Source organism: Escherichia whittamii (assembly GCF_014836715.1).
In the GTDB taxonomy this organism is placed as follows: domain Bacteria; phylum Pseudomonadota; class Gammaproteobacteria; order Enterobacterales; family Enterobacteriaceae; genus Escherichia; species Escherichia whittamii.
Genome location: NZ_JACSQI010000007.1, coordinates 138,283 through 158,863, shown reverse-complemented (window position 1 = coordinate 158,863; position 20,581 = coordinate 138,283). Strand labels below are relative to the sequence as shown.

The 20,581-nt window shown below is 52.6% G+C and carries 20 protein-coding genes, 1 tRNA gene and 1 pseudogene; 10 read left to right on the top strand and 12 right to left on the bottom strand.

What is annotated here, in order from left to right:
- Positions 1-30 precede the first annotated feature (30 nt).
- The 3 genes from allB to glxK are packed head-to-tail and all read left to right on the top strand — an operon-like array spanning position 31 to position 3,917.
- Complete coding sequence (gene allB, locus H9644_RS12935) at positions 31-1,392, top strand: allantoinase AllB (RefSeq protein ID WP_105289180.1); 1,362 nt, start codon at positions 31-33, stop codon at positions 1,390-1,392.
- A gap of 56 nt (positions 1,393-1,448) precedes the next feature.
- A complete protein-coding gene (locus H9644_RS12930; RefSeq protein WP_105289179.1) occupies positions 1,449-2,750 on the top strand; it encodes a uracil/xanthine transporter in 1,302 nt (433 codons plus the stop codon).
- A 21-nt stretch (positions 2,751-2,771) separates the two neighbouring features.
- Positions 2,772-3,917: a glycerate 3-kinase gene (gene glxK, locus H9644_RS12925; protein ID WP_191774850.1), complete on the top strand. Its 1,146-nt coding sequence runs from the start codon at positions 2,772-2,774 to the stop codon at positions 3,915-3,917.
- A gap of 214 nt (positions 3,918-4,131) precedes the next feature.
- Here glxK and allE read toward each other — a convergent pair whose 3' ends face one another.
- The 3 genes from allE to allD are packed head-to-tail and all read right to left on the bottom strand — an operon-like array spanning position 4,132 to position 7,234.
- Entirely contained in the window at positions 4,132-4,917 is a 786-nt protein-coding gene (allE, locus tag H9644_RS12920) for a (S)-ureidoglycine aminohydrolase (protein WP_191774848.1), read from the bottom strand.
- 10 nt (positions 4,918-4,927) lie between these two features.
- Positions 4,928-6,163: an allantoate deiminase gene (allC, locus tag H9644_RS12915; RefSeq protein WP_191774846.1), complete on the bottom strand. Its 1,236-nt coding sequence runs from the start codon at positions 6,161-6,163 to the stop codon at positions 4,928-4,930.
- 21 nt (positions 6,164-6,184) lie between these two features.
- Positions 6,185-7,234 (bottom strand): ureidoglycolate dehydrogenase, encoded by a 1,050-nt coding sequence (allD, locus tag H9644_RS12910; RefSeq protein ID WP_191774844.1) that lies wholly within the window; start codon positions 7,232-7,234, stop codon positions 6,185-6,187.
- A 316-nt stretch (positions 7,235-7,550) separates the two neighbouring features.
- Here allD and H9644_RS12905 point away from each other — a divergent pair, with 316 nt between their 5' ends.
- From H9644_RS12905 to H9644_RS12890, 4 genes are read left to right on the top strand one after another with little or no spacing between them, the layout of a single operon-like run.
- Positions 7,551-9,218, top strand: a complete 1,668-nt coding sequence (locus H9644_RS12905) for an acyl-CoA synthetase FdrA (protein WP_191774842.1) — start codon at positions 7,551-7,553, stop codon at positions 9,216-9,218.
- Between the two features lie 9 nt (positions 9,219-9,227).
- Positions 9,228-10,487 (top strand): YlbE family protein, encoded by a 1,260-nt coding sequence (locus H9644_RS12900; RefSeq protein WP_191774840.1) that lies wholly within the window; start codon positions 9,228-9,230, stop codon positions 10,485-10,487.
- Between the two features lie 10 nt (positions 10,488-10,497).
- Positions 10,498-11,313 (top strand): DUF2877 domain-containing protein, encoded by an 816-nt coding sequence (locus H9644_RS12895; RefSeq protein ID WP_191774838.1) that lies wholly within the window; start codon positions 10,498-10,500, stop codon positions 11,311-11,313.
- Complete coding sequence (locus tag H9644_RS12890) at positions 11,310-12,203, top strand: carbamate kinase (RefSeq protein WP_191774836.1); 894 nt, start codon at positions 11,310-11,312, stop codon at positions 12,201-12,203. The genes H9644_RS12895 and H9644_RS12890 overlap by 4 nt, the downstream gene beginning before the upstream one ends.
- A gap of 319 nt (positions 12,204-12,522) precedes the next feature.
- Here H9644_RS12890 and purK read toward each other — a convergent pair whose 3' ends face one another.
- The 5 genes from purK to ppiB all read right to left on the bottom strand — a co-directional run bounded on the left by purK (position 12,523) and on the right by ppiB (position 15,852).
- The gene (gene purK / locus H9644_RS12885) at positions 12,523-13,590 is read right to left on the bottom strand and encodes a 5-(carboxyamino)imidazole ribonucleotide synthase (protein WP_191774834.1); all 1,068 of its coding nucleotides are present in this window, start codon (positions 13,588-13,590) and stop codon (positions 12,523-12,525) included.
- Complete coding sequence (gene purE, locus H9644_RS12880; protein WP_064529028.1) at positions 13,587-14,096, bottom strand: 5-(carboxyamino)imidazole ribonucleotide mutase; 510 nt, start codon at positions 14,094-14,096, stop codon at positions 13,587-13,589. The genes purK and purE overlap by 4 nt, the downstream gene beginning before the upstream one ends.
- 95 nt (positions 14,097-14,191) lie before the next feature.
- The gene (locus tag H9644_RS12875) at positions 14,192-14,521 is read right to left on the bottom strand and encodes a hypothetical protein (RefSeq protein WP_064529027.1); all 330 of its coding nucleotides are present in this window, start codon (positions 14,519-14,521) and stop codon (positions 14,192-14,194) included.
- Between the two features lie 111 nt (positions 14,522-14,632).
- The gene (lpxH, locus tag H9644_RS12870; RefSeq protein WP_191774832.1) at positions 14,633-15,355 is read right to left on the bottom strand and encodes a UDP-2,3-diacylglucosamine diphosphatase; all 723 of its coding nucleotides are present in this window, start codon (positions 15,353-15,355) and stop codon (positions 14,633-14,635) included.
- 2 nt (positions 15,356-15,357) lie between these two features.
- Complete coding sequence (gene ppiB / locus H9644_RS12865) at positions 15,358-15,852, bottom strand: peptidylprolyl isomerase B (protein WP_000255987.1); 495 nt, start codon at positions 15,850-15,852, stop codon at positions 15,358-15,360.
- 173 nt (positions 15,853-16,025) lie between these two features.
- Between ppiB and cysS the strand changes: the two genes are divergently transcribed.
- Positions 16,026-17,411, top strand: coding sequence for a cysteine--tRNA ligase (cysS, locus tag H9644_RS12860; RefSeq protein WP_062881668.1), 1,386 nt, complete (start codon positions 16,026-16,028; stop codon positions 17,409-17,411).
- 35 nt (positions 17,412-17,446) lie between these two features.
- Here the strand turns inward: cysS and H9644_RS12855 are convergent, their stop codons facing one another.
- The 3 genes from H9644_RS12855 to folD form a co-directional block, all read right to left on the bottom strand.
- Positions 17,447-17,968, bottom strand: a complete 522-nt coding sequence (locus H9644_RS12855) for a metal-dependent hydrolase (RefSeq protein WP_191774830.1) — start codon at positions 17,966-17,968, stop codon at positions 17,447-17,449.
- A 107-nt stretch (positions 17,969-18,075) separates the two neighbouring features.
- Positions 18,076-18,288, bottom strand: coding sequence for a ribosome-associated protein YbcJ (gene ybcJ / locus H9644_RS12850; RefSeq protein WP_000190295.1), 213 nt, complete (start codon positions 18,286-18,288; stop codon positions 18,076-18,078).
- 1 nt (position 18,289) lies between these two features.
- The gene (gene folD, locus H9644_RS12845) at positions 18,290-19,156 is read right to left on the bottom strand and encodes a bifunctional methylenetetrahydrofolate dehydrogenase/methenyltetrahydrofolate cyclohydrolase FolD (RefSeq protein WP_064529024.1); all 867 of its coding nucleotides are present in this window, start codon (positions 19,154-19,156) and stop codon (positions 18,290-18,292) included.
- A 259-nt stretch (positions 19,157-19,415) separates the two neighbouring features.
- Between folD and H9644_RS12840 the strand changes: the two genes are divergently transcribed.
- Positions 19,416-19,492 (top strand) — tRNA-Arg (locus tag H9644_RS12840).
- Positions 19,493-19,507: 15 nt separating this feature from the next.
- Here the strand turns inward: H9644_RS12840 and H9644_RS12835 are convergent.
- Positions 19,508-19,677 (bottom strand): annotated as a pseudogene (locus H9644_RS12835) (integrase); the annotation flags it as partial.
- A 94-nt stretch (positions 19,678-19,771) separates the two neighbouring features.
- Between H9644_RS12835 and emrE the strand changes: the two are divergent.
- Positions 19,772-20,104, top strand: coding sequence for a multidrug efflux SMR transporter EmrE (gene emrE / locus H9644_RS12830; RefSeq protein WP_064529023.1), 333 nt, complete (start codon positions 19,772-19,774; stop codon positions 20,102-20,104).
- Positions 20,105-20,581: the final 477 nt, after the last annotated feature.

Here is a 20,581-nt window from a genome sequence, read left to right as displayed (position 1 = left end):
AACCAATCTGTATTTTACAAGGAGTTTGTTATGTCTTTTGATTTAATTATTAAAAACGGCACCGTTATTTTAGAAAACGAAGCTCGCGTTGTCGATATCGCCGTTAAAGGCGGAAAAATTGCCGCTATCGGTCAGGATCTGGGCGATGCGAAAGAAGTCATGGATGCGTCTGGTCTGGTGGTTTCACCGGGTATGGTCGATGCGCACACCCATATTTCTGAACCGGGTCGTAGCCACTGGGAAGGTTATGAAACCGGTACTCGCGCAGCGGCAAAAGGCGGAATCACCACCATGATCGAAATGCCGCTCAACCAGCTGCCAGCAACGGTTGACCGAGCATCGATTGAACTGAAGTTCGATGCCGCTAAAGGCAAACTGACTATCGATGCGGCACAACTCGGTGGCCTGGTGTCTTACAACATCGACCGTCTGCATGAGCTGGATGAAGTGGGCGTAGTGGGCTTCAAATGCTTCGTCGCAACCTGTGGCGATCGCGGTATCGACAACGACTTCCGTGACGTAAACGACTGGCAGTTCTTCAAAGGCGCACAGAAGCTGGGCGAACTGGGTCAGCCGGTGTTGGTGCACTGCGAGAACGCGCTGATCTGTGACGAACTGGGCGAAGAAGCGAAGCGTGAAGGCCGCGTAACCGCACATGACTATGTCGCTTCGCGTCCGGTATTCACCGAAGTGGAAGCGATTCGCCGCGTACTGTACCTGGCGAAAGTTGCTGGTTGCCGTCTGCACGTTTGCCACATCAGCAGCCCGGAAGGCGTTGAAGAAGTGACTCGTGCACGTCAGGAAGGTCAGGACGTTACCTGTGAATCCTGTCCGCATTACTTTGTGCTGGATACCGATCAGTTCGAAGAAATTGGCACCCTGGCGAAGTGTTCACCGCCGATCCGCGATCTGGAAAACCAGAAAGGCATGTGGGAAAAACTGTTTAACGGTGAAATCGACTGCCTGGTTTCCGACCACTCTCCATGCCCGCCGGAAATGAAAGCTGGCAACATCATGAAAGCATGGGGCGGTATCGCCGGTCTGCAAAGCTGCATGGACGTGATGTTCGATGAAGCAGTACAGAAACGCGGTATGTCTCTGGCAATGTTCGGCAAATTAATGGCGACTAACGCAGCAGATATTTTTGGTCTGCAGCAAAAAGGCCGTATCGCCCCAGGAAAAGATGCCGACTTCGTCTTCATTCAGCCGAATAGCAACTATGTTCTTACCAATGACGATCTGGAATATCGCCACAAAGTCAGCCCGTATGTTGGCCGTACCATTGGCGCGCGTATCACGAAAACCATCTTACGTGGTGATGTGATTTACGACATCGAGCAGGGTTTCCCTGTTGCGCCGAAAGGTCAATTTATCCTTAAACATCAGCAGTAATCTGGCCCCTGCAATGCCCGTCCTTGCGGCGGGCATTCTCCGGTTAAGGTGTGTTTATGTTCAATTTTGCAGTCAGCCGCGAAAGCCTGTTATCAGGATTTCAGTGGTTTTTCTTTATTTTTTGCAACACCGTTGTGGTTCCTCCTACGCTGCTTTCGGCTTTTCAGTTGCCGCAAAGTAGCCTGCTTACGCTCACACAATATGCATTTCTCTCTACCGCGCTGGCCTGCTTCGCCCAGGCGTTCTGCGGTCATCGGCGCGCAATTATGGAAGGGCCTGGCGGCCTGTGGTGGGGAACCATCCTCACGATTACTCTCGGCGAAGCGTCGCGCGGAACGCCTGTCAACGATATCGCTACCAGTCTGGCGGTGGGGATAGCACTCTCTGGAGTGTTGACGATATTGATTGGCCTTAGCGGATTAGGTCATCGCCTGGCGCGGTTATTTACCCCGACGGTGATGGTGCTGTTTATGCTGATGCTCGGCGCGCAACTGACCACTATCTTTTTTAAAGGCATGCTCGGGCTGCCATTTGGCATAGCTGATCCCAATTTTAAAATTCAGTTACCGCCGTTCGCGCTCGCGGTTGCGGTGATGAGCCTGGTGCTGGCGATGATTATTTTCCTGCCACAACGTTTTGCGCGTTACGGCTTGCTGGTCGGCACGATAACCGGCTGGTTGTTATGGCGCTTTTGCTTTCCTTCTTCGCACTTGCTTTCTGGTGAATTGCACTGGCAATGGTTTCCGCTCGGTAGTGGCGGTGCTTTGTCGCCGGGGATTATTCTGACGGCGGTGATTACAGGTCTGGTAAATATCAGCAATACCTACGGTGCGATTCGGGGCACGGATGTTTTTTATCCGCAGCAGGGCGCGGGGAATACGCGTTATCGCCGCAGTTTTGTAGCGACCGGATTTATGACGCTAATAACCGTACCGCTGGCGGTAATTCCATTCTCACCGTTTGTTTCATCCATTGGTTTATTAACCCAGACAGGCGATTACACGCGGCGTTCGTTTATTTATGGCAGCGTTATTTGCCTGCTGGTGGCACTGGTTCCGGCACTTACGCGACTGTTTTGCAGTATCCCTTTACCAGTGAGTAGCGCGGTCATGCTGGTGTCTTATCTGCCTTTGCTCTTTTCTGCACTGGTGTTTAGCCAGCAAATAACCTTTACCGCACGCAATATTTATCGCCTCGCATTGCCGTTATTTGTCGGCATATTTTTAATGGCATTACCGCCTGTGTATCTGCAAGACCTTCCATTAACGCTTCGTCCTCTGCTCAGTAACGGCTTACTGGTCGGAATTTTACTGGCTGTTCTTATGGATAATCTTATTCCGTGGGAACGCATTAAATAATGAATTGAAAAAGGATTGATAATGAAAATTGTCATTGCGCCAGACTCTTTTAAAGAGAGCTTAAGTGCAGAAAAATGTTGTCAGGCAATTAAAGCCGGATTTTCGACCCTCTTTCCCGATGCGCACTATATCTGTTTACCGATAGCGGATGGCGGCGAAGGGACGGTGGATGCGATGGTTGCCGCGACCGGCGGCAAAATCGTGACGCTTGAAGTCTGTGGGCCGATGGGCGAAAACGTGAATGCTTTTTATGGTCATACCGGAGACGGGAAAACGGCGGTGATTGAGATGGCGGCGGCAAGTGGCCTGATGCTGGTCGCGCCTGAAAAGCGTAATCCGTTGCTGGCGTCAAGCTACGGCACGGGAGAGCTGATTCGCCATGCGCTGGATAACGATATTCGCCATATTATTCTCGGCATTGGCGGTAGCGCGACGGTAGACGGCGGCATGGGCATGGCGCAGGCGCTCGGTGTGCGTTTTCTTGATGCTGAAGGTCAGGCGCTGGCAGCTAACGGCAGTAATTTAGCGCGTGTGGCAGGCATTGAGATGGATGAATGCGATCCGCGTCTGGCGAACTGTCATATCGAAGTAGCGTGCGATGTCGATAATCCACTGGTGGGGCCACGCGGCGCGGCGGCGGTGTTTGGCCCACAAAAAGGGGCAACGCCGGAAATGGTCGAAGAGCTGGAGCATGGGCTGCAAAATTTTGCCCGTGTTTTACAACAGCAAACTGAAATCAACGTCTGTCAGATGGCGGGCGGCGGCGCGGCGGGTGGAATGGGCATTGCGGCGGCGGTGTTCCTCAATGCAGATATCAAACCGGGGATTGAGATTGTACTGCGGGCGGTTAACCTTGAGCAGGCAGTGCAGGGCGCGGCACTGGTGATCACCGGGGAAGGGCGCATCGACTCGCAGACGGCGGGCGGTAAAGCGCCGCTGGGCGTGGCGTCGGTGGCGAAGAAATTAAACGTCCCGGTGATTGGGATTGCTGGCGTATTAGGCGAAGGCGTAGACGTGGTGCACCAGTACGGTATCAATGCTGTTTTCAGCATTCTGCCGCGTCTGGCGCCTTTAGCTGAAGTGCTCGCCAGTGGTGAAGCCAATCTCTTCAACAGCGCGCGTAATATTGCCTGCGCCATTAAAATAGGTCAGGGAATTAAACTCTGACTCTTACCTTTAAAGCGGATGCGGTTCATATCGCATCTGCTTCAGATTGCTGACAACGTGCGTGTTGTTTATGCCTGAACCGTCCTGGAAATCGCGCAAATTATCATGCAGGCCTGATAAGCGAAGCGCATCAGGCAATGTTGCAAAAAAAAGCCACGGTATAAACCGTGGCAAAATCCAACATAGCTAAAAATAATCAGGCGAGCGGTATGACTTAAATCTCAACGTCGCGGTTGCAATCTTTTGAGTAAATATAGCTAAACGCTTCACCACGCCCTACGCCATAACCGGCCTGCAAGGAATATGCGCCCATAAAGATGTAATCGCCTTTTTTCACCGGGAGCCAGTTATTGTCGAGGTTATAAACGCCCTGGCCGGAAAGAATATAGGCACCGTGTTCCTGAACGTGGGTTTCGATATAACCGTGGCTGGCACCTGGCGCAAAAGAGAGGATATGCATGTTCATATCAAAGCCTAACTCTTTGGGCAGAAAATCCAGCAGGATAACATCGTCCATGCCTTCATAATGAATGCGTTCCAGTTCGTTGGCATTGCCAGAAACCAGCCACGGCGCATGACCTTCTACCGGAACATAGCGACGCTTATACAAGAAGATTTGGCTGTCCTCTGCCTGCGCGTTAACAAACGTCATTAAGGAACCTGGCGGGCAATAAAGATAACCACCTTCACTTAAGGTAAAATTCTTCCCTTCAGCTTTGGCAGTGATATTTCCAGAAATCACATACAGAAAAGTTTCGATTCCTTCGCCGCCGAAGCCCTGCTGATTAACGCCGTTTTGATGCAGTGTGACCAGATAATCAACAAAAGAGGCACCCAGCTTTGGCGTTGACAGGATTGTCGCGTCACAATTTTCAAAGCCCGGAATAATATTTTTTACCAGACCATCCGGGGTTAACAGTGCGAAATTACCGTGTTTCACAATCGCGCGGTTAGCCAGTAAATCATCGCGGTAACCCGTGACGTTATTTAAATATCCCATTTATGACTCCTTATTTCTGCCAGGCAAGTTGATAAAGCATGAGTGCCAACGTTTTGACCCCTTCAGCAAGGTCGTTAATATTGGTGCGTTCCGCCGGGTTATGGCTGATGCCGTTAATGCTGGGAATGAAAATCATGCAGGTTGGCACGCGAGGCGCGAAAATTTGCGCGTCGTGTCCGGCGCCACTGTGCATCACCCGATAGTTCAGTGCCTCACTTTCGCACAGTTCTGTCAGGGTAGTGACCAGCTCTTTGTTCATTGGCACCGGTTCTTCATCCATCCATAAATCGATATCAATACCAATATCCATTTCATCGCAAATCACCCGCATGTCATTTTCTAACTGTTGGGAGAAATCGCGCAGCACGGCGGCGTCGGTATGGCGACAATCAATGGTGAAAGTGGTTTTCCCCGGCACCACGTTAACCGTATTCGGGCGCGGCTCCACCTTGCCAAAGGTCAGCACCAGCGGATCGCCCATCTTTTTCGCTTTCTCAACCGACTGATGGCAAATGCGACTGAAAGCGTAAACCGTATCACGACGATAGCCCATCGGCGTGGTGCCTGCATGGTTTGATTCGCCGTTCAGCGTCACCGTATAACGACGCTGTCCGACAATCGCATTCACGACGCCAATTGACTGACCATTACTTTCCAGCACACAGCCCTGTTCGATATGCAGTTCGACAAAGGCTTTAATGTCCTCGCGCGGTGGCAGTGGCGCGTTTGGCAGAGCAAATCCGCAGGCGAGCATGGCATTGAGGAAGCTGTTGCCTTTGGCATCACAGATATTTCGCACGTCGTCAGGATCCGCCAGACCGAAAATGTTTTTGCTGCCCCAGAAAACATACGGGAAGCGGCTGCCTTCTTCTTCCGCCATCGCCACCACTTCGACCGTACGCAGCGGTGCGCCGTATTGCGTTTTCAGCCAGTCAATTGCCAGCCACGCCGCCAGTGCGCCGAATTGCCCGTCGAGGTTACCGCCGTTAACCACGGTATCAATATGCGAACCGCTCAGAATCACTTCCTGTGGATATTCGCTGCCGCTCAGGCGACCATATAAATTTCCCACTTCATCGAAACGTGTTTCCATCCCACTTGCGGCCATTCTTTTTTTAAATTGCTGCTGGGTTTCCAGCCATTCCGGCGAATAAAGTAAACGGGTCATTCCGCCCGTTGGGTCAGCACCAAAAGAGGAAAGCCAGGGTAGCGTTTCTTCTATGGCTTGACGAAAATGTGTAATCATAGGAAAGTCCTGTCTCAATAATTATTGCGCAAAGGGATTTTTCGTTTCGTATGACGTGTTATAAAGCGCGTCGGAAATTAAATACTGGTAAATATCATCAACAATTTCGATGCCTTCGACGGCGGCTTTGCGTTGTTTAATATCCTGATCCTGTCCGGGATAATAAACCTGGTTAAAACCGGGCGCGGGGGTAATGGCATTTAATTCGCGCATGGTCTGGCTAAGATGTTGACGGAATAATTCGCTGGAGGAGAAAAAGTTCGGGTTAATTACCAGATGTAATTGCCCTAAATTACGTCCGGTATGTAAATCGTCATACATCGAACTGACCTGACGCCCGAACGGCAAGCCAAGCAACACCCCTGAGAGCACATCAATCATCATCATCAGGCCATAACCTTTCGGTCCGGCGGCGGGAAGCAGAGCATGTACCGCGAATGGATCGGTGGTTGGTGCGCCGTTTTTATCGACTGCCCAGCTATCTGGAATAGACATATTGCGCGAGCGCGCGTCGAGCACTTTTCCCCACGCCTGTACGGTAGTCGCCATATCAAAGGTCAGAATTTCGTCGCCTTCTCCCGGCGCGGCAAAGGCCAGCGGATTGGTGCCATAATAAATTTCCGCTCCGCCAAACGGCACAACCATCGGATCGGACTGGCACATTGAAATACCAATCAATCCGGCATGTGCTGCCTGCTGCACAAAGTAAGAGATTGCGCCGCTGTGGCCCATTCGGCTGATACCGACGACGGCAACGCCATTTTGTTGGGCGGTTTTAATGGCATGTTCCATGCCCATTTTTGCGGCCACTTGCCCGGCGGCATTGTCGGCATGCAAAATTGCCGAACATGGCCCGGTTTCCTCAAGACGAAACTCCGGTTCGCGGTTGGTGCCGCCTTTTGAAATGCGTTCTGCGTAGTATTCCACGCGTACCGCGCCATGAGAGTGGATCCCTCTGGCATCGGCGTAAACCAATACTTCAGCAACGGTTGCAGCGTGCTCACGTTTCAAGCCAGCCTGGCAAAGTTTATTCTCAATTAGCTGGTGGAGTGTTTCCCGACTGATTTTCATCTGTCTTCCTTTTTAACGACGGTGTGAAGCATGACTGCAATTAACATACAGGGAAAATAACTGGATTATGTGATCCAGACAGGCAAATAAATATAGTTAGAATTTATTTGATAATCCGCGTGTTTTTAACCTGTTTTTTAAAATAACGCCACTTGTTAAAAAATAACAAGTAATAGTCTGGCGGTTGTTTGAATTCTTTTGCTAATAATCTCTGTGTGATATTCATCACCTTATTTGTCACCGTCCATCGATACCGTAATCGCCACATTAACACTGCTCGTGCAATTGCCATGGGTGCAATTTTTAAGGAGTTGTTATGGTCCACGCCTTTATTAAAAAAGGGTGTTTTCAGGATTCGGTCAGTTTAATGATTATTTCACGAAAACTCAGCGAATCAGAAAATGTTGATGATGTTTCCGTCATGATGGGTACGCCCGCTAATAAAGCGTTATTAGATACCACAGGTTTTTGGCATGACGATTTTAATAATGCCACGCCGAACGATATTTGCGTGGCAATTCGTAGCGAAGCGGCGGATGCGGGGATCGCGCAGGCGATTATGCAGCAGCTTGAAGAGGCGCTAAAGCAACTGGCGCAGGGTACGGGCAGTAGCCAGGCGTTAACGCAGGTGCGTCGCTGGGATAGCGCCTGCCAAAAATTACCCGACGCCAATCTGGCGCTGATATCAGTGGCTGGTGAATACGCAGCGGAGCTGGCGAATCAGGCGTTGGATCGCAATCTTAACGTGATGATGTTCTCCGATAACGTCACGCTGGAAGATGAAATCCAACTCAAAACCCGTGCGCGGGGAAAAGGCTTGCTGGTGATGGGGCCGGACTGCGGTACGTCGATGATTGCCGCCACGCCGCTGGCTTTCGCCAACGTGATGCCGGAAGGCAACATTGGCGTCATTGGCGCTTCTGGTACCGGGATTCAGGAACTGTGCTCGCAGATTGCGCTGGCTGGTGAGGGAATTACTCACGCGATTGGCCTTGGCGGGCGCGATCTCAGCCGTGAAGTGGGCGGTATCAGTGCGCTAACGGCGCTGGAAATGTTGAGCGCTGACGCGAAAAGCGAAGTGCTGGCGTTTGTCTCAAAGCCACCTGCCGAAGCTGTGCGCCTGCATATCGTTAACGCGATGAAAGCGACAGGTAAACCAACAGTGGCGCTGTTTTTAGGTTATACCCCGGCGGTGGCCCGCGACGAAAATGTCTGGTTTGCCTCCTCGCTGGATGACGCAGCGCGTCTGGCTTGCCTGCTTTCGCGGGTCACTGCGCGACGTAATGCGCTAGCGCCTGCCAACAAAGGTTTTATTTGTGGTTTGTATACTGGCGGTACGCTGGCTGCCGAAGCGGCGGGATTACTTGCCGGACATCTTGCTGTGGCGACTGACGCTACCCATCAACATGGCATGATGCTGGATGCCGACGGGCATCAGATCCTCGACCTGGGCGATGATTTCTACACCGTCGGGCGCCCCCATCCAATGATCGACCCAACCTTACGCAACCTGCTAATTGCCGATCTCGGTGCTAAACCACAAGTGCGCGTGTTGCTGCTCGATGTGGTGATTGGCTTTGGTGCGACCGCCGATCCTGCCGCCTCGCTGGTGAGCGCCTGGCAAAAAGCCTGTGCCGTGCGTTCAGACAGCCAACCACTGTATGCCATTGCCACGGTGACAGGCACTGAACGTGACCCGCAATGCCGCTCGCAGCAAATTGCCACGCTGGAAGATGCGGGGATCGCAGTAGTCAGTTCGCTGCCGGAAGCGACATTACTGGCAGCGGCGCTGATTCGCCCGCTTTCTCCCGACGCACATCAACATACACCGTCATTACTGGAAAACGTCGCTGTCATAAACGCTGGATTACGCAGTTTTGCGCTGGAACTACAAAGCGCCAGCAAACCGGTTGTGCATTACCAATGGGCGCCAGTCGCTGGCGGCAATAAAAAACTGGCTCGTTTATTAGAACGTTTGCAATAAGGGGTTCCCATGTTTACATCAGTGGCGCAAGCCAATGCTGCGGTTATCGAACAAATTCGTCGTGCTCGTCCACACTGGCTGGATGTGCAACTGGCATCTTCACTTATTAACGAATTAAATCAGTGTAAAACACTGCTTCACGCCGGGCCGCCGATGCGCTGGCAGGAGATGACCGGGCCAATGAAAGGGGCATGCGTGGGCGCGTGTCTGTTTGAAGGCTGGGCGAAAGATGAAGCGCAGGCACTGGCGATGCTTGAGCAGGGGGAAGTGAACTTTGTCCCTTGCCATCATGTGAATGCCGTCGGGCCAATGGGCGGCATTACTTCTGCTAGTATGCCGATGCTGGTGGTCGAGAACGTAACCGATGGCAACCGGGCGTACTGCAACCTCAACGAAGGTATCGGCAAAGTGATGCGTTTTGGCGCTTACGGCGAAGATGTCCTGACTCGCCATCGCTGGATGCGCGATGTGTTGATGCCGGTATTAAGTGCCGCATTAGGGCGCATGGAGCGGGGTATCGATCTCACCGCGATGATGGCGCAGGGCATTACGATGGGCGATGAGTTCCATCAGCGCAATATTGCTTCCTCAGCACTGCTGATGCGTGCGCTGGCACCACAAATTGCCCGCCTCGATCACGATAAACAGCACATTGCTGAAGTGATGGATTTCCTCAGCGTGACCGATCAGTTCTTCCTCAACCTCGCGATGGCCTACTGCAAGGCGGCGATGGATGCAGGCGCGATGATCCGCGCGGGCAGCATCGTTACGGCAATGACCCGCAACGGCAATATGTTCGGGATTCGGGTGAGTGGGCTTGGCGATCGCTGGTTTACAGCCCCAGTAAACACTCCGCAGGGGCTATTTTTCTCCGGCTTCTCGCAGGAGCAGGCGAATCCGGATATGGGCGACAGCGCGATTACCGAAACCTTTGGTATCGGTGGTGCCGCAATGATCGCCGCACCTGGCGTAACGCGCTTTGTCGGTGCGGGTGGCATGGACGCAGCCAGAACCGTTTCTGAAGAGATGGCGGAAATCTTCCTTGAACGCAATATGCAGTTGCAGATCCCCGGCTGGGATTTCCAGGGCGCGTGTCTGGGGCTGGACATTCGTCGCGTGGTAGAAACTGGTATTACGCCGCTTATCAACACTGGCATCGCCCATAAAGAGGCGGGGATCGGGCAGATTGGCGCAGGCACCGTGCGTGCACCGCTGGCCTGTTTTGAACAGGCGCTGGAAGCACTGGCTGAAAGCATGGGTATTGGTTGAGGAATGCGCAATGACGATCATCCATCCTCTGCTTGCCAGTCGTAGCGCACTGGACTATCGCCAGTCCTGGAGGTTAGCGGGAGTGTGGCGGCGGGCGATTAACCTGATGACGGAAAGCGGCGAACTGTTAACGCTGCATCGTCAGGGAAGTGGTTTCGGCCCCGGAGGATGGGTGCTTCGCCGCGAGCGATTCGATGCGTTATGCGGTGGATTATGCGGCAATGAACGACCGCAGGTTGTGGCACAAGGGATTCGCCTTGGGCGTTTCACGGTTAATCAGCCACAGCGTTATTGTTTGCTGCGTATTACGCCGCCTGCGCATCCTCAACCGCTTGCAGCTGCATGGATGCAACGTGCGGATGAAACCGGGCTTTTTGGGCCACTGGCGTTGGCGGTAAGCGATCCGCTACCTGCTGAATTACGCCAGTTTCGCCACTGTTTTCAGACCGCGCTCAATGGCGTTAAGACCGACTGGCGGCACTGGCTGGGCAAAGGTCCTGGCTTAACGCCAAGTCATGATGACACGCTGACCGGAATGCTGCTGGCGGCCTGGTATTTTGGCGCTATAGATTTGTGCTCTGGTGGCCAGTTTTTTTCCTGTTCCGACAATCTTCAACTCGTTACCACGGCGGTGAGCGTCTGTTATTTACGTTACGCCGCGCAAGGCTATTTCGCCTCGCCACTCCTGCACTTTGTTCATGCCCTGAGTTGCACGAAACGTACCGCTGCGGCGACTGATTCGCTACTGGCGCTGGGGCATACGTCAGGGGCCGATACGCTGCTGGGGTTCTGGCTTGGTCAACAATTATTACAAGGAAAATCATGAAAACACTGGTTGTAGCTCTTGGGGGCAACGCATTACTCCAGCGCGGTGAGGCGCTGACGGCAGAAAATCAGTATCGCAATATCGCCAGTGCTGTACCTGCGCTGGCACGCCTGGCCCGTTCTTATCGGCTGGCGATTGTCCACGGCAACGGGCCGCAGGTGGGGCTGCTGGCGTTACAGAATCTGGCGTGGAAAGAGGTGGAGCCGTATCCGCTGGATGTGCTGGTGGCGGAAAGTCAGGGGATGATTGGCTATATGCTGGCGCAAAGTTTGCGCGCGCAGCCGCAGATGCCGCCTGTGACGACGGTGCTGACACGCATTGAAGTATCGCCTGATGATCCGGCGTTTATGCAGCCGGAGAAATTTATCGGCCCGGTTTATCAGCCAGAAGAACAAGAGGCACTGGAAGCGGCTTATGGCTGGCAGATGAAACGTGACGGCAAATATGTGCGCCGGGTGGTGGCGTCTCCCCAGCCGCGTAAAATTCTCGACAGCGAAGCCATCGAACTGTTGCTCAAAGAAGGGCATGTGGTGATTTGCAGCGGTGGCGGCGGTGTGCCGGTGACGGATGACGGGGCAGGGAGTGAAGCAGTGATTGATAAAGATCTCGCTGCCGCGCTGCTTGCCGGGCAGATTAATGCCGATGGACTGGTGATCCTCACCGATGCTGATGCGGTTTACGAAAACTGGGGAACGCCGCAGCAACGTGCCATCCGCCATGCCACGCCGGATGCGTTAGCGCCATTTGCCAAAGCCGATGGGTCGATGGGGCCGAAGGTGACGGCGGTGAGTGGTTATGTCAGGAGCTGTGGTAAACCTGCGTGGATTGGGGCGTTATCGCGGATTGAAGAGACGCTGGCGGGCGAGGCGGGGACCTGTATTTCGCTGTAGTCGTAGGCATTTATGCCTGATGCGATGCTGGCGCATCTTATCAGGCCTACAATGAGTGCCGGATCGGTATGCCGGATAAGGCGTTCACGCCGCATCCGGCAATTGGCGCACGATGCCTGATGCGATGCTTGACGCGTCTTATCAGGCCTACAATTGGTGCCGGACTGGTAGGCCGGATAAGGCGTTCACGCCGCATCCTGCAATTGGCGTACGATGCCTGATGCGATGCTGGCGCATCTTATCAGGCCTACAATCGGTGCCGGATCGGTATGCCGGATAAGGCGTTCACGCCGCATCCGGCAAGAATATGAGCACCTGGTTAACTGAACTTACTCTGCGCCCAAATCACGCCGCTGGCATATTCCGGCGGCAGCAGCGGGATTAAGGCTTCCAGCGTGGCGGTCAGACGCGATGTATCGCTGTCGGTCAAATTCAGATGCCCCACTTTACGCCCCGGGCGGACTTCTTTGTCGTACCAGTGCAGATGCACCAGCGGCAGTTTCAGCCAGTCATAATTCACATCGCTACCAATCAGGTTGATCATCACCGACGGGCTATTCACCACTGGTTGCGGTAACGGCAGATTGGTAATCGCCCGCAGGTGCAGCTCAAACTGGCTGATGCTGGCGCCGTTTTGCGTCCAGTGGCCACTGTTATGCACACGCGGAGCCAGTTCGTTGATCAGCAGACCTTGCGGAGTGACAAAACACTCCATCGCCATCACGCCCACATAGCCCAGTTCCTGCATAATCGCCGACAGCATCTCTTCGGCCTGCGCCTGTTGCTGCGCGTTGGCCTGCGGGAAAGCGACGCTGGTGCGCAAAATACCGTCCTGATGCAGGTTATGCGTCAGCGGATAAAACACCGTGCTGCCATCAAAGCCGCGCGCGCCAACCAGCGACACTTCACCAGAGAAGTTAATGCCCCGCTCGACAATACATTCGCCGTAGCATTCAGCCGGTAACTGTTCGGTTTCATCGGCGCGTAAACGCCATTGACCGCGACCGTCATAGCCGCCAGTGCGACGTTTAACAATCGCCAGCTCACCTAAACGATCAAACACCGCAGGCCACTCGCTGCGATCGGCAAGTAACTGCCATGGTGCGGTCGGCAGGTGGAGTTTGTCGAAAAGCTGCTTCTGAGTCAGACGGTCGGCAATAATCGGGAACACATCGCGGTTCACAAAGGCCGGATGGCGCGCCAGCTCGCGGGTTAATGCGGTTTCTGGCCAGCGTTCGATCTCAGCGGTAATCACGCTTTGTTGAAAAGGTACCGCTGCCGGTTCAGCGTCCAGTCCGACCGGCCAGACAGCAATACCTAACGGTTCGCCTGCCTGACGCAACATACGGCCTAACTGCCCGTTGCCGAGCACGCAAACCTGTTTCATGCCGCACCTCGCGGGTCCGGGTTTTCCAGCACTTCGTCGGTCTGGGCTTTGCGCCAGTCGCTAAGGCGCTGGTGCAGTTCTTTATCGTGAGTCGCAAGAATTTGTGCTGCCAGTAAGGCTGCGTTTGCCGCGCCCGCTTTACCAATCGCCAGCGTACCTACCGGAATGCCGCGCGGCATTTGCACGATGGAGTAGAGGCTATCGACACCGCTCAGTGCGGCGCTCTGTACTGGTACGCCCAGCACTGGCACTAGCGTTTTGGCGGCAATCATGCCCGGCAGGTGCGCTGCGCCGCCCGCGCCCGCAATAATCACCTGATAACCGTTATCTTCGGCGCTTTCGGCGAAGCTGAACAATTTATCGGGGGTGCGGTGAGCAGAAACCACTTCAACGTGGTGCGGGACATTCAGGATTTCGAAGATTTCGGCGGCGAACTGCATGGTAGCCCAGTCGCTTTTGGACCCCATCACGATGGCGACACGCGCCGGATTATTGCGGGAAGACATGCGTCTTAAAACTCCTGTGGTGCACAACTCTCGGCTTTAGAGGGCACAGAGAATAGCACGGAAAGAGAGCAAGGAAAACGGTTGCGTAGGCGGGATTAACCGTCATTTGTTGAGTTTTTAATCTGATCTGCGTGTTGATTATGCGCTCTGGATGAACTGGCAAAGAATGCCCATATCAGCACAATGCTCCACGGAAAAAAGCAAATACCGACAATCAATACAAATCTTTCGACAAAACGTTGGTTATGGGGGCGGGTGAGTACTAAGTAAATGAGCCAGAAATAGGCTATCCACGAAATGACCGCCGCCGCCACCAGTGACAATGCGCCAAAATAGAAGCCGACAAGGCCAAACCAGCTAATACACAGAGGCGCTCCTGCCGTAAGGGCGATACCAGAAATCAAAAATCCGTTGCAGCGTTGCATAATAATATTCCCTGTTGTTATTTCACTCAGGGATTTATTACCTTGCTGGCTCAGAAAAAGATATACAGGTTGCGGTAGTCTGGCGCTTTTTCAGAATCTGTTCATTCGCGGTCAGAAAGGAAAATGAATCAACTCAACGTCATCCGCCGTGACTTTCACCATCGAACCTTCGGTATGCCAGGCACCCAGCACGACGCGGAAAGCAGGTTGCTGATTGGCGATGAGTTCATGGACTGCCGGGCGATGGGTATGCCCGTGGATCAGCCACTGTACCTGATGCTTTTCCATCGCACTGACCACCGCGTTTTGGTTTACATCCATGATCGCCAGCGATTTACTGCTGTTGGCTTCTTTACTGTTCGCGCGCATTCTTGCGGCAATACGTTTGCGCACAAATAACGGCAGGGCGAGGAATAGCGTTTGTAGCCACGGTTTGTGGACTTTGGCGCGAAATGCCTGATAACCCACGTCATCGGTACACAGCGTGTCGCCATGCATAATCAGCACCCGACGACCATAAAGTTCGAGCACTTTTTCTTCCGGCAATAACGTCATGCCGCTTTCACGGGCAAAGCGCTTGCCGAGCAGAAAATCACGGTTGCCATGAATGAAATAACAGGGAACGCCGGAATCGGATAGCGCTTTGATTGCCGCTGCCATCTGGCGATGAAACGGGCTGGGATCGTCGTCGCCAATCCATGCTTCAAACAGATCGCCAAGAATATATAGCGCGTCGGCCTTGCGGGCTTCTCCCGCTAAAAAACGCAGAAAACCGGCGGTGATCGCCGGTTCTTCCACGCAGAGATGAAGGTCTGCAATAAAGAGTGTCGCCACGATTACTCGCTAACGGTCACGCTTTCAATGATGACGTCTTCTTTTGGCACGTCCTGGTGCATACCGCTACGACCGGTTGCAACACCTTTGATTTTGTCTACTACGTCCATGCCTTCAACCACTTCAGCAAACACGCAGTAGCCCCAACCTTGCAGGCTTTCGCCAGAGAAGTTCAGGAAGTCATTATCAACTACGTTGATGAAGAACTGCGCAGTTGCAGAGTGCGGCGCCTGAGTACGGGCCATTGCCAGCGTACCACGGGTGTTTTTCAGACCGTTGTTGGCTTCGTTTTTGATCGGGTCTTTGGTTGCTTTTTGTTTCATGCCCGGTTCAAAACCGCCGCCCTGAATCATAAAGCCGTTGATAACACGGTGGAAAATGGTGTTGTTGTAAAAACCTTCGCGGCAGTAGTCCAGGAAGTTTTTAACTGTTTCAGGTGCTTTATCGTCAAAAGTTTTGATGACAATATCGCCGTGATTGGTGTGGAAAGTAACCATTTTTGCATCCTGTTCCGTTTGATTGGTGCTTCAACCCGGTTCGGGTCATATATAGGGTGGTGTTATAGCATAACCGCACGATCGGATCATCTTGCAATGTATGCTGAATCGCGCGGGAAATATGGGTATTATACGCAACTCAATTACCCACACATGTCTAAACGGAATCTTCGATGCTAAAAATCTTCAATACTCTGACACGCCAAAAAGAGGAATTTAAGCCTATTCACGCCGGGGAAGTCGGCATGTACGTGTGTGGAATCACCGTTTACGACCTCTGTCATATCGGTCACGGGCGTACCTTTGTTGCCTTTGACGTGGTCGCACGCTACCTGCGTTTCCTCGGCTACAAGCTGAAGTATGTGCGCAACATTACTGATATCGACGACAAAATCATCAAGCGCGCCAATGAAAATGGCGAAAGCTTTGTGGCGCTGGTGGATCGCATGATCGCCGAAATGCACAAAGATTTTGATGCTTTGAACATTCTGCGCCCGGATATGGAGCCGCGTGCGACGCACCATATCGCAGAAATTATTGAACTCACTGAACAACTGATCGCCAAAGGTCACGCTTATGTGGCGGATAACGGCGACGTGATGTTCGACGTGCCGACCGATCCGACTTATGGCGTGCTGTCGCGTCAGGATCTCGACCAGCTGCAGGCAGGGGCGCGCGTTGACGTGGTCGATGACAAACGCAACCCGATGGACTTCGTTCTGTGGAAGATGTCGAAAGAGGGCGAACCGAGCTGGCCGTCTCCGTGGGGCGCGGGCCGTCCAGGCTGGCACATTGAGTGTTCGGCAATGAACTGCAAACAGCTGGGTAACCACTTTGATATCCACGGCGGTGGTTCTGACCTGATGTTCCCGCACCACGAGAATGAAATCGCCCAGTCCACCTGTGCGCATGATGGTCAGTATGTGAACTACTGGATGCACTCCGGCATGGTGATGGTTGACCGCGAGAAGATGTCCAAATCGCTGGGTAACTTCTTCACCGTGCGTGATGTGCTGAAATACTACGACGCGGAAACCGTGCGTTACTTCTTAATGTCGGGTCACTATCGCAGCCAGCTGAACTACAGCGAAGAGAACCTGAAGCAGGCACGCGCGGCGCTGGAACGTCTCTACACTGCGCTGCGTGGCACAGACAAAACCGTCGAGCCTGCCGGTGGCGAAGCGTTTGAAGCGCGCTTTATTGAAGCGATGGACGACGACTTCAACACCCCGGAAGCCTATTCCGTGCTGTTCGATATGGCACGTGAAGTGAACCGTCTGAAAGCAGAAGATATGGCAGCGGCGAACGCAATGGCGTCTCACCTGCGTAAACTTTCTGCTGTGCTGGGTCTGCTGGAGCAAGAACCAGAAGCATTCCTGCAAAGCGGCGCGCAGGCAGACGACAGCGAAGTGGCTGAGATTGAAGCGTTAATTCAACAGCGTCTGGATGCCCGTAAAGCGAAAGACTGGGCGGCGGCAGATGCGGCGCGTGACCGTCTTAACGAGATGGGGATCGTGCTGGAGGATGGCCCACAAGGGACCACCTGGCGTCGTAAGTAATTGCGCTATTGCCGGATGCGAGTTCTCGCATCCGGTTATCGCCTGCTCCACCACAACATTCCCATCAGCACCATTCCCGGCAACCATACCCACATCAATTCAGAAATAATCACCTGATGTCCGTACGGCGTGGTGTAACGAGACAACGCAAACGGTGCGACCTTAATCACCTGCCAGGGAGCGAAAAAGCGTTCATCTGACCACGGCCATAGCCAGCCAACGCCTTTACCGCCAGTGGTTACCGAATCCAGCAAACTGTGCGAGAGCAACGAGACGGTTAAAAATAGCCAGCAGCGAATCAGCCCAGCCCTGAACCATCGTCGACCAATAAGTACGCATAGCAGCGGGACAACAAACGCAAACGCCAGCGAATGGGTAAACCCGCGATGACCAAAAACATTGCCGTAAGCAACGCCAAATTTAAACGACAATACGTCGGCATCGGGCAGCATCGCCAGGACAATTCCGGCAAATAACAGACGTGACGGGATGATTTTCGACCCCAGTCCTAAGCCCAGACAAAGGGGGACTGCGGCGTGAGTAATAACGGTTGGCATGATGATCGCTTCGGCAAAATGTCGATGCTATCAGCATGGCTGAACGGGGCGTAGAGGGCAAAAGTCTGAAAAGAGAACCGGCCTGTTGATACAGGCCGGGAAAGGGATCAGGCAACAACCTGTACGCTGTGACCTGCAAAACTTACTGTCTGCCCGGCGACGATTTTGCAGCGTTTGCGCGTTTCGACCGCGCCGTCGACTTTTACCTGGCCTTCAGCAATGACGATTTTCGCCTGCGCGCCGCTTTCGCTCCAGCCTTCCAGTTTCAGTAAGTCGCACAGCTCAACGTGCGGATGTTTACCTAAAGAAAATGTCGCCATGTTACTCACCCTGTGGATCATGATATTCAACGCACGCCTGTAGCGTGTTTTCAATCAGCGTGGCAACCGTCATCGGGCCAACGCCGCCGGGAACAGGCGTAATGTACGAGGCGCGTTTAGCCGCGTCTTCAAACACAACGTCGCCCACAACTTTGCCATTTTCCAGACGGTTGATGCCGACATCAATCACAATTGCGCCTTCTTTGATCCAGTCACCAGGAATAAAGCCCGGCTTGCCGACGGCGACGATCAGCAGATCGGCGTTTTCTACGTGATGACGCAGATTTTTAGTGAAACGGTGGGTAACGGTGGTGGTGCAACCTGCCAGCAGCAGTTCCATGCTCATCGGGCGGCCAACAATGTTCGATGCGCCAATCACCACGGCGTTGAGGCCGAAAGTATCAATGTTGTAACGCTCAAGCAGCGTGACGATACCGCGCGGGGTGCAAGGACGCAGACGCGGAGCGCGCTGGCACAGACGACCGACGTTGTAAGGATGGAAACCGTCCACGTCTTTGTCCGGGTGAATACGTTCCAGCACTTTGACGTTATCAATTCCCGCCGGTAATGGCAGTTGCACCAGAATGCCATCGATGGTGTTGTCGGCATTCAGTACATCGATAAGCTCCAGCAGCTCTGCTTCGCTGGTAGTTTCCGGAAGATCGTATGAGCGGGAGATGAATCCCACCTCTTCGCAAGCTTTGCGTTTGCTTGCGACATAAATTTGCGATGCAGGGTTGCTGCCCACCAGCACAACGGCCAGTCCCGGCGCCCGCAGTCCGGCTGCAATACGCGCCTGAACTTTTTGAGCAACCTCAGAGCGCACCTGCTGCGCAATCGTTTTACCATCTATAATCTTTGCTGCCATCAGAGAGAGGATTCCATCTGTTACGTAGGTCGAAGGGGATGCGTCTATTTTGTCAGAAGCGGGGCGTGATGTCAGTTTTCGTTTTCAGGAAAGTAAAACCTTCTGTACCTGGCGATAATGATAACCGTCGTTGGTTTGCCGCCGTAGTGAGCTAAATCTGATGTGGTCGTACACTTGTTCAGCAACCAGTTCAAAAGCCATTGACTCAGCAAGGGTTGACCGTATAATTCACGCGGTTGAACTGCATCACAGCATCAATGCGCCCTTAGCTCAGTTGGATAGAGCAACGACCTTCTAAGTCGTGGGCCGCAGGTTCGAATCCTGCAGGGCGCGCCATTACAATTCAATTAGTTACGCCTTCTTTATTTCCTTCATAATTTCAGAGTGGACGTATTTGGGACATCATTACCAAAAATGTCGTCTATTTTCCTCGCGTGCTCCGTCAAATGATTAGGCGCAAAGTGAGCATATCTACGCACCATTTCAATGGATTCCCATCCGCCCATTTCCTCAAGCACTGATGAAGAACATCAATGAATGCACCAGAATGAATCCGGTGAGTTAAGTTCAAACTGTAGTACAATTCTCTTCGGTATTAACAGGAAAGAATATGCTATGAACCCTTATATTTATCTTGGTGGCGCAATACTTGCAGAGGTCATTGGTACAACCTTAATGAAGTTTTCAGAGGGGTTTACACGGTTATGGCCCTCTGTTGGTACGATTATTTGTTACTGTACATCATTCTGGTTATTAGCTCAGACGCTGGCTTATATTCCTACAGGGATTGCTTATGCTATCTGGTCAGGCGTCGGTATCGTCCTGATTAGCTTACTTTCCTGGGGATTTTTCGGCCAACGGCTGGATCTGCCAGCCATTATAGGCATGATGTTGATTTGTGCCGGAGTGTTGGTAATTAACCTGTTGTCACGAAGCACACCACATTAAAAATAATTACTTTTGAATCGTATAAACATAAAGCAGCCCGTATCTTTATACGGACTGCTTTTTATACTGCTGGTAAATGTTTTTAGGTTAGTGGAGCAGGGGATTACCATATTTGTGTTCTGAACAATAGTAATAAAGTTTTCAGCGAGAAATGCCGCCAACATTTTGTGATGAAACGGAGATTGGTGGTAAATGGGGAAACAGGGGCTGTAGTTATTAGCTGCCGAGAATTAATTGTTTATAGCAGTATAAAAAACTGTTTATTTTTTAAACTTCATCCACATTGTGGATAAATATGAGAACCACCCGCTGAACGGGTGGTTATGCGTAAGTTAAATTTTATAATTTTAGTGAATGTTTACGCTGCAATAATGCAAATGATAGTGGACAAAAAGCACAATCAGACGATGCGTTCACTGTAGGATGCAACTGCCTGAGCATGGTAACCTGCCCCAAATTTCTGTCTGAACCCATCAT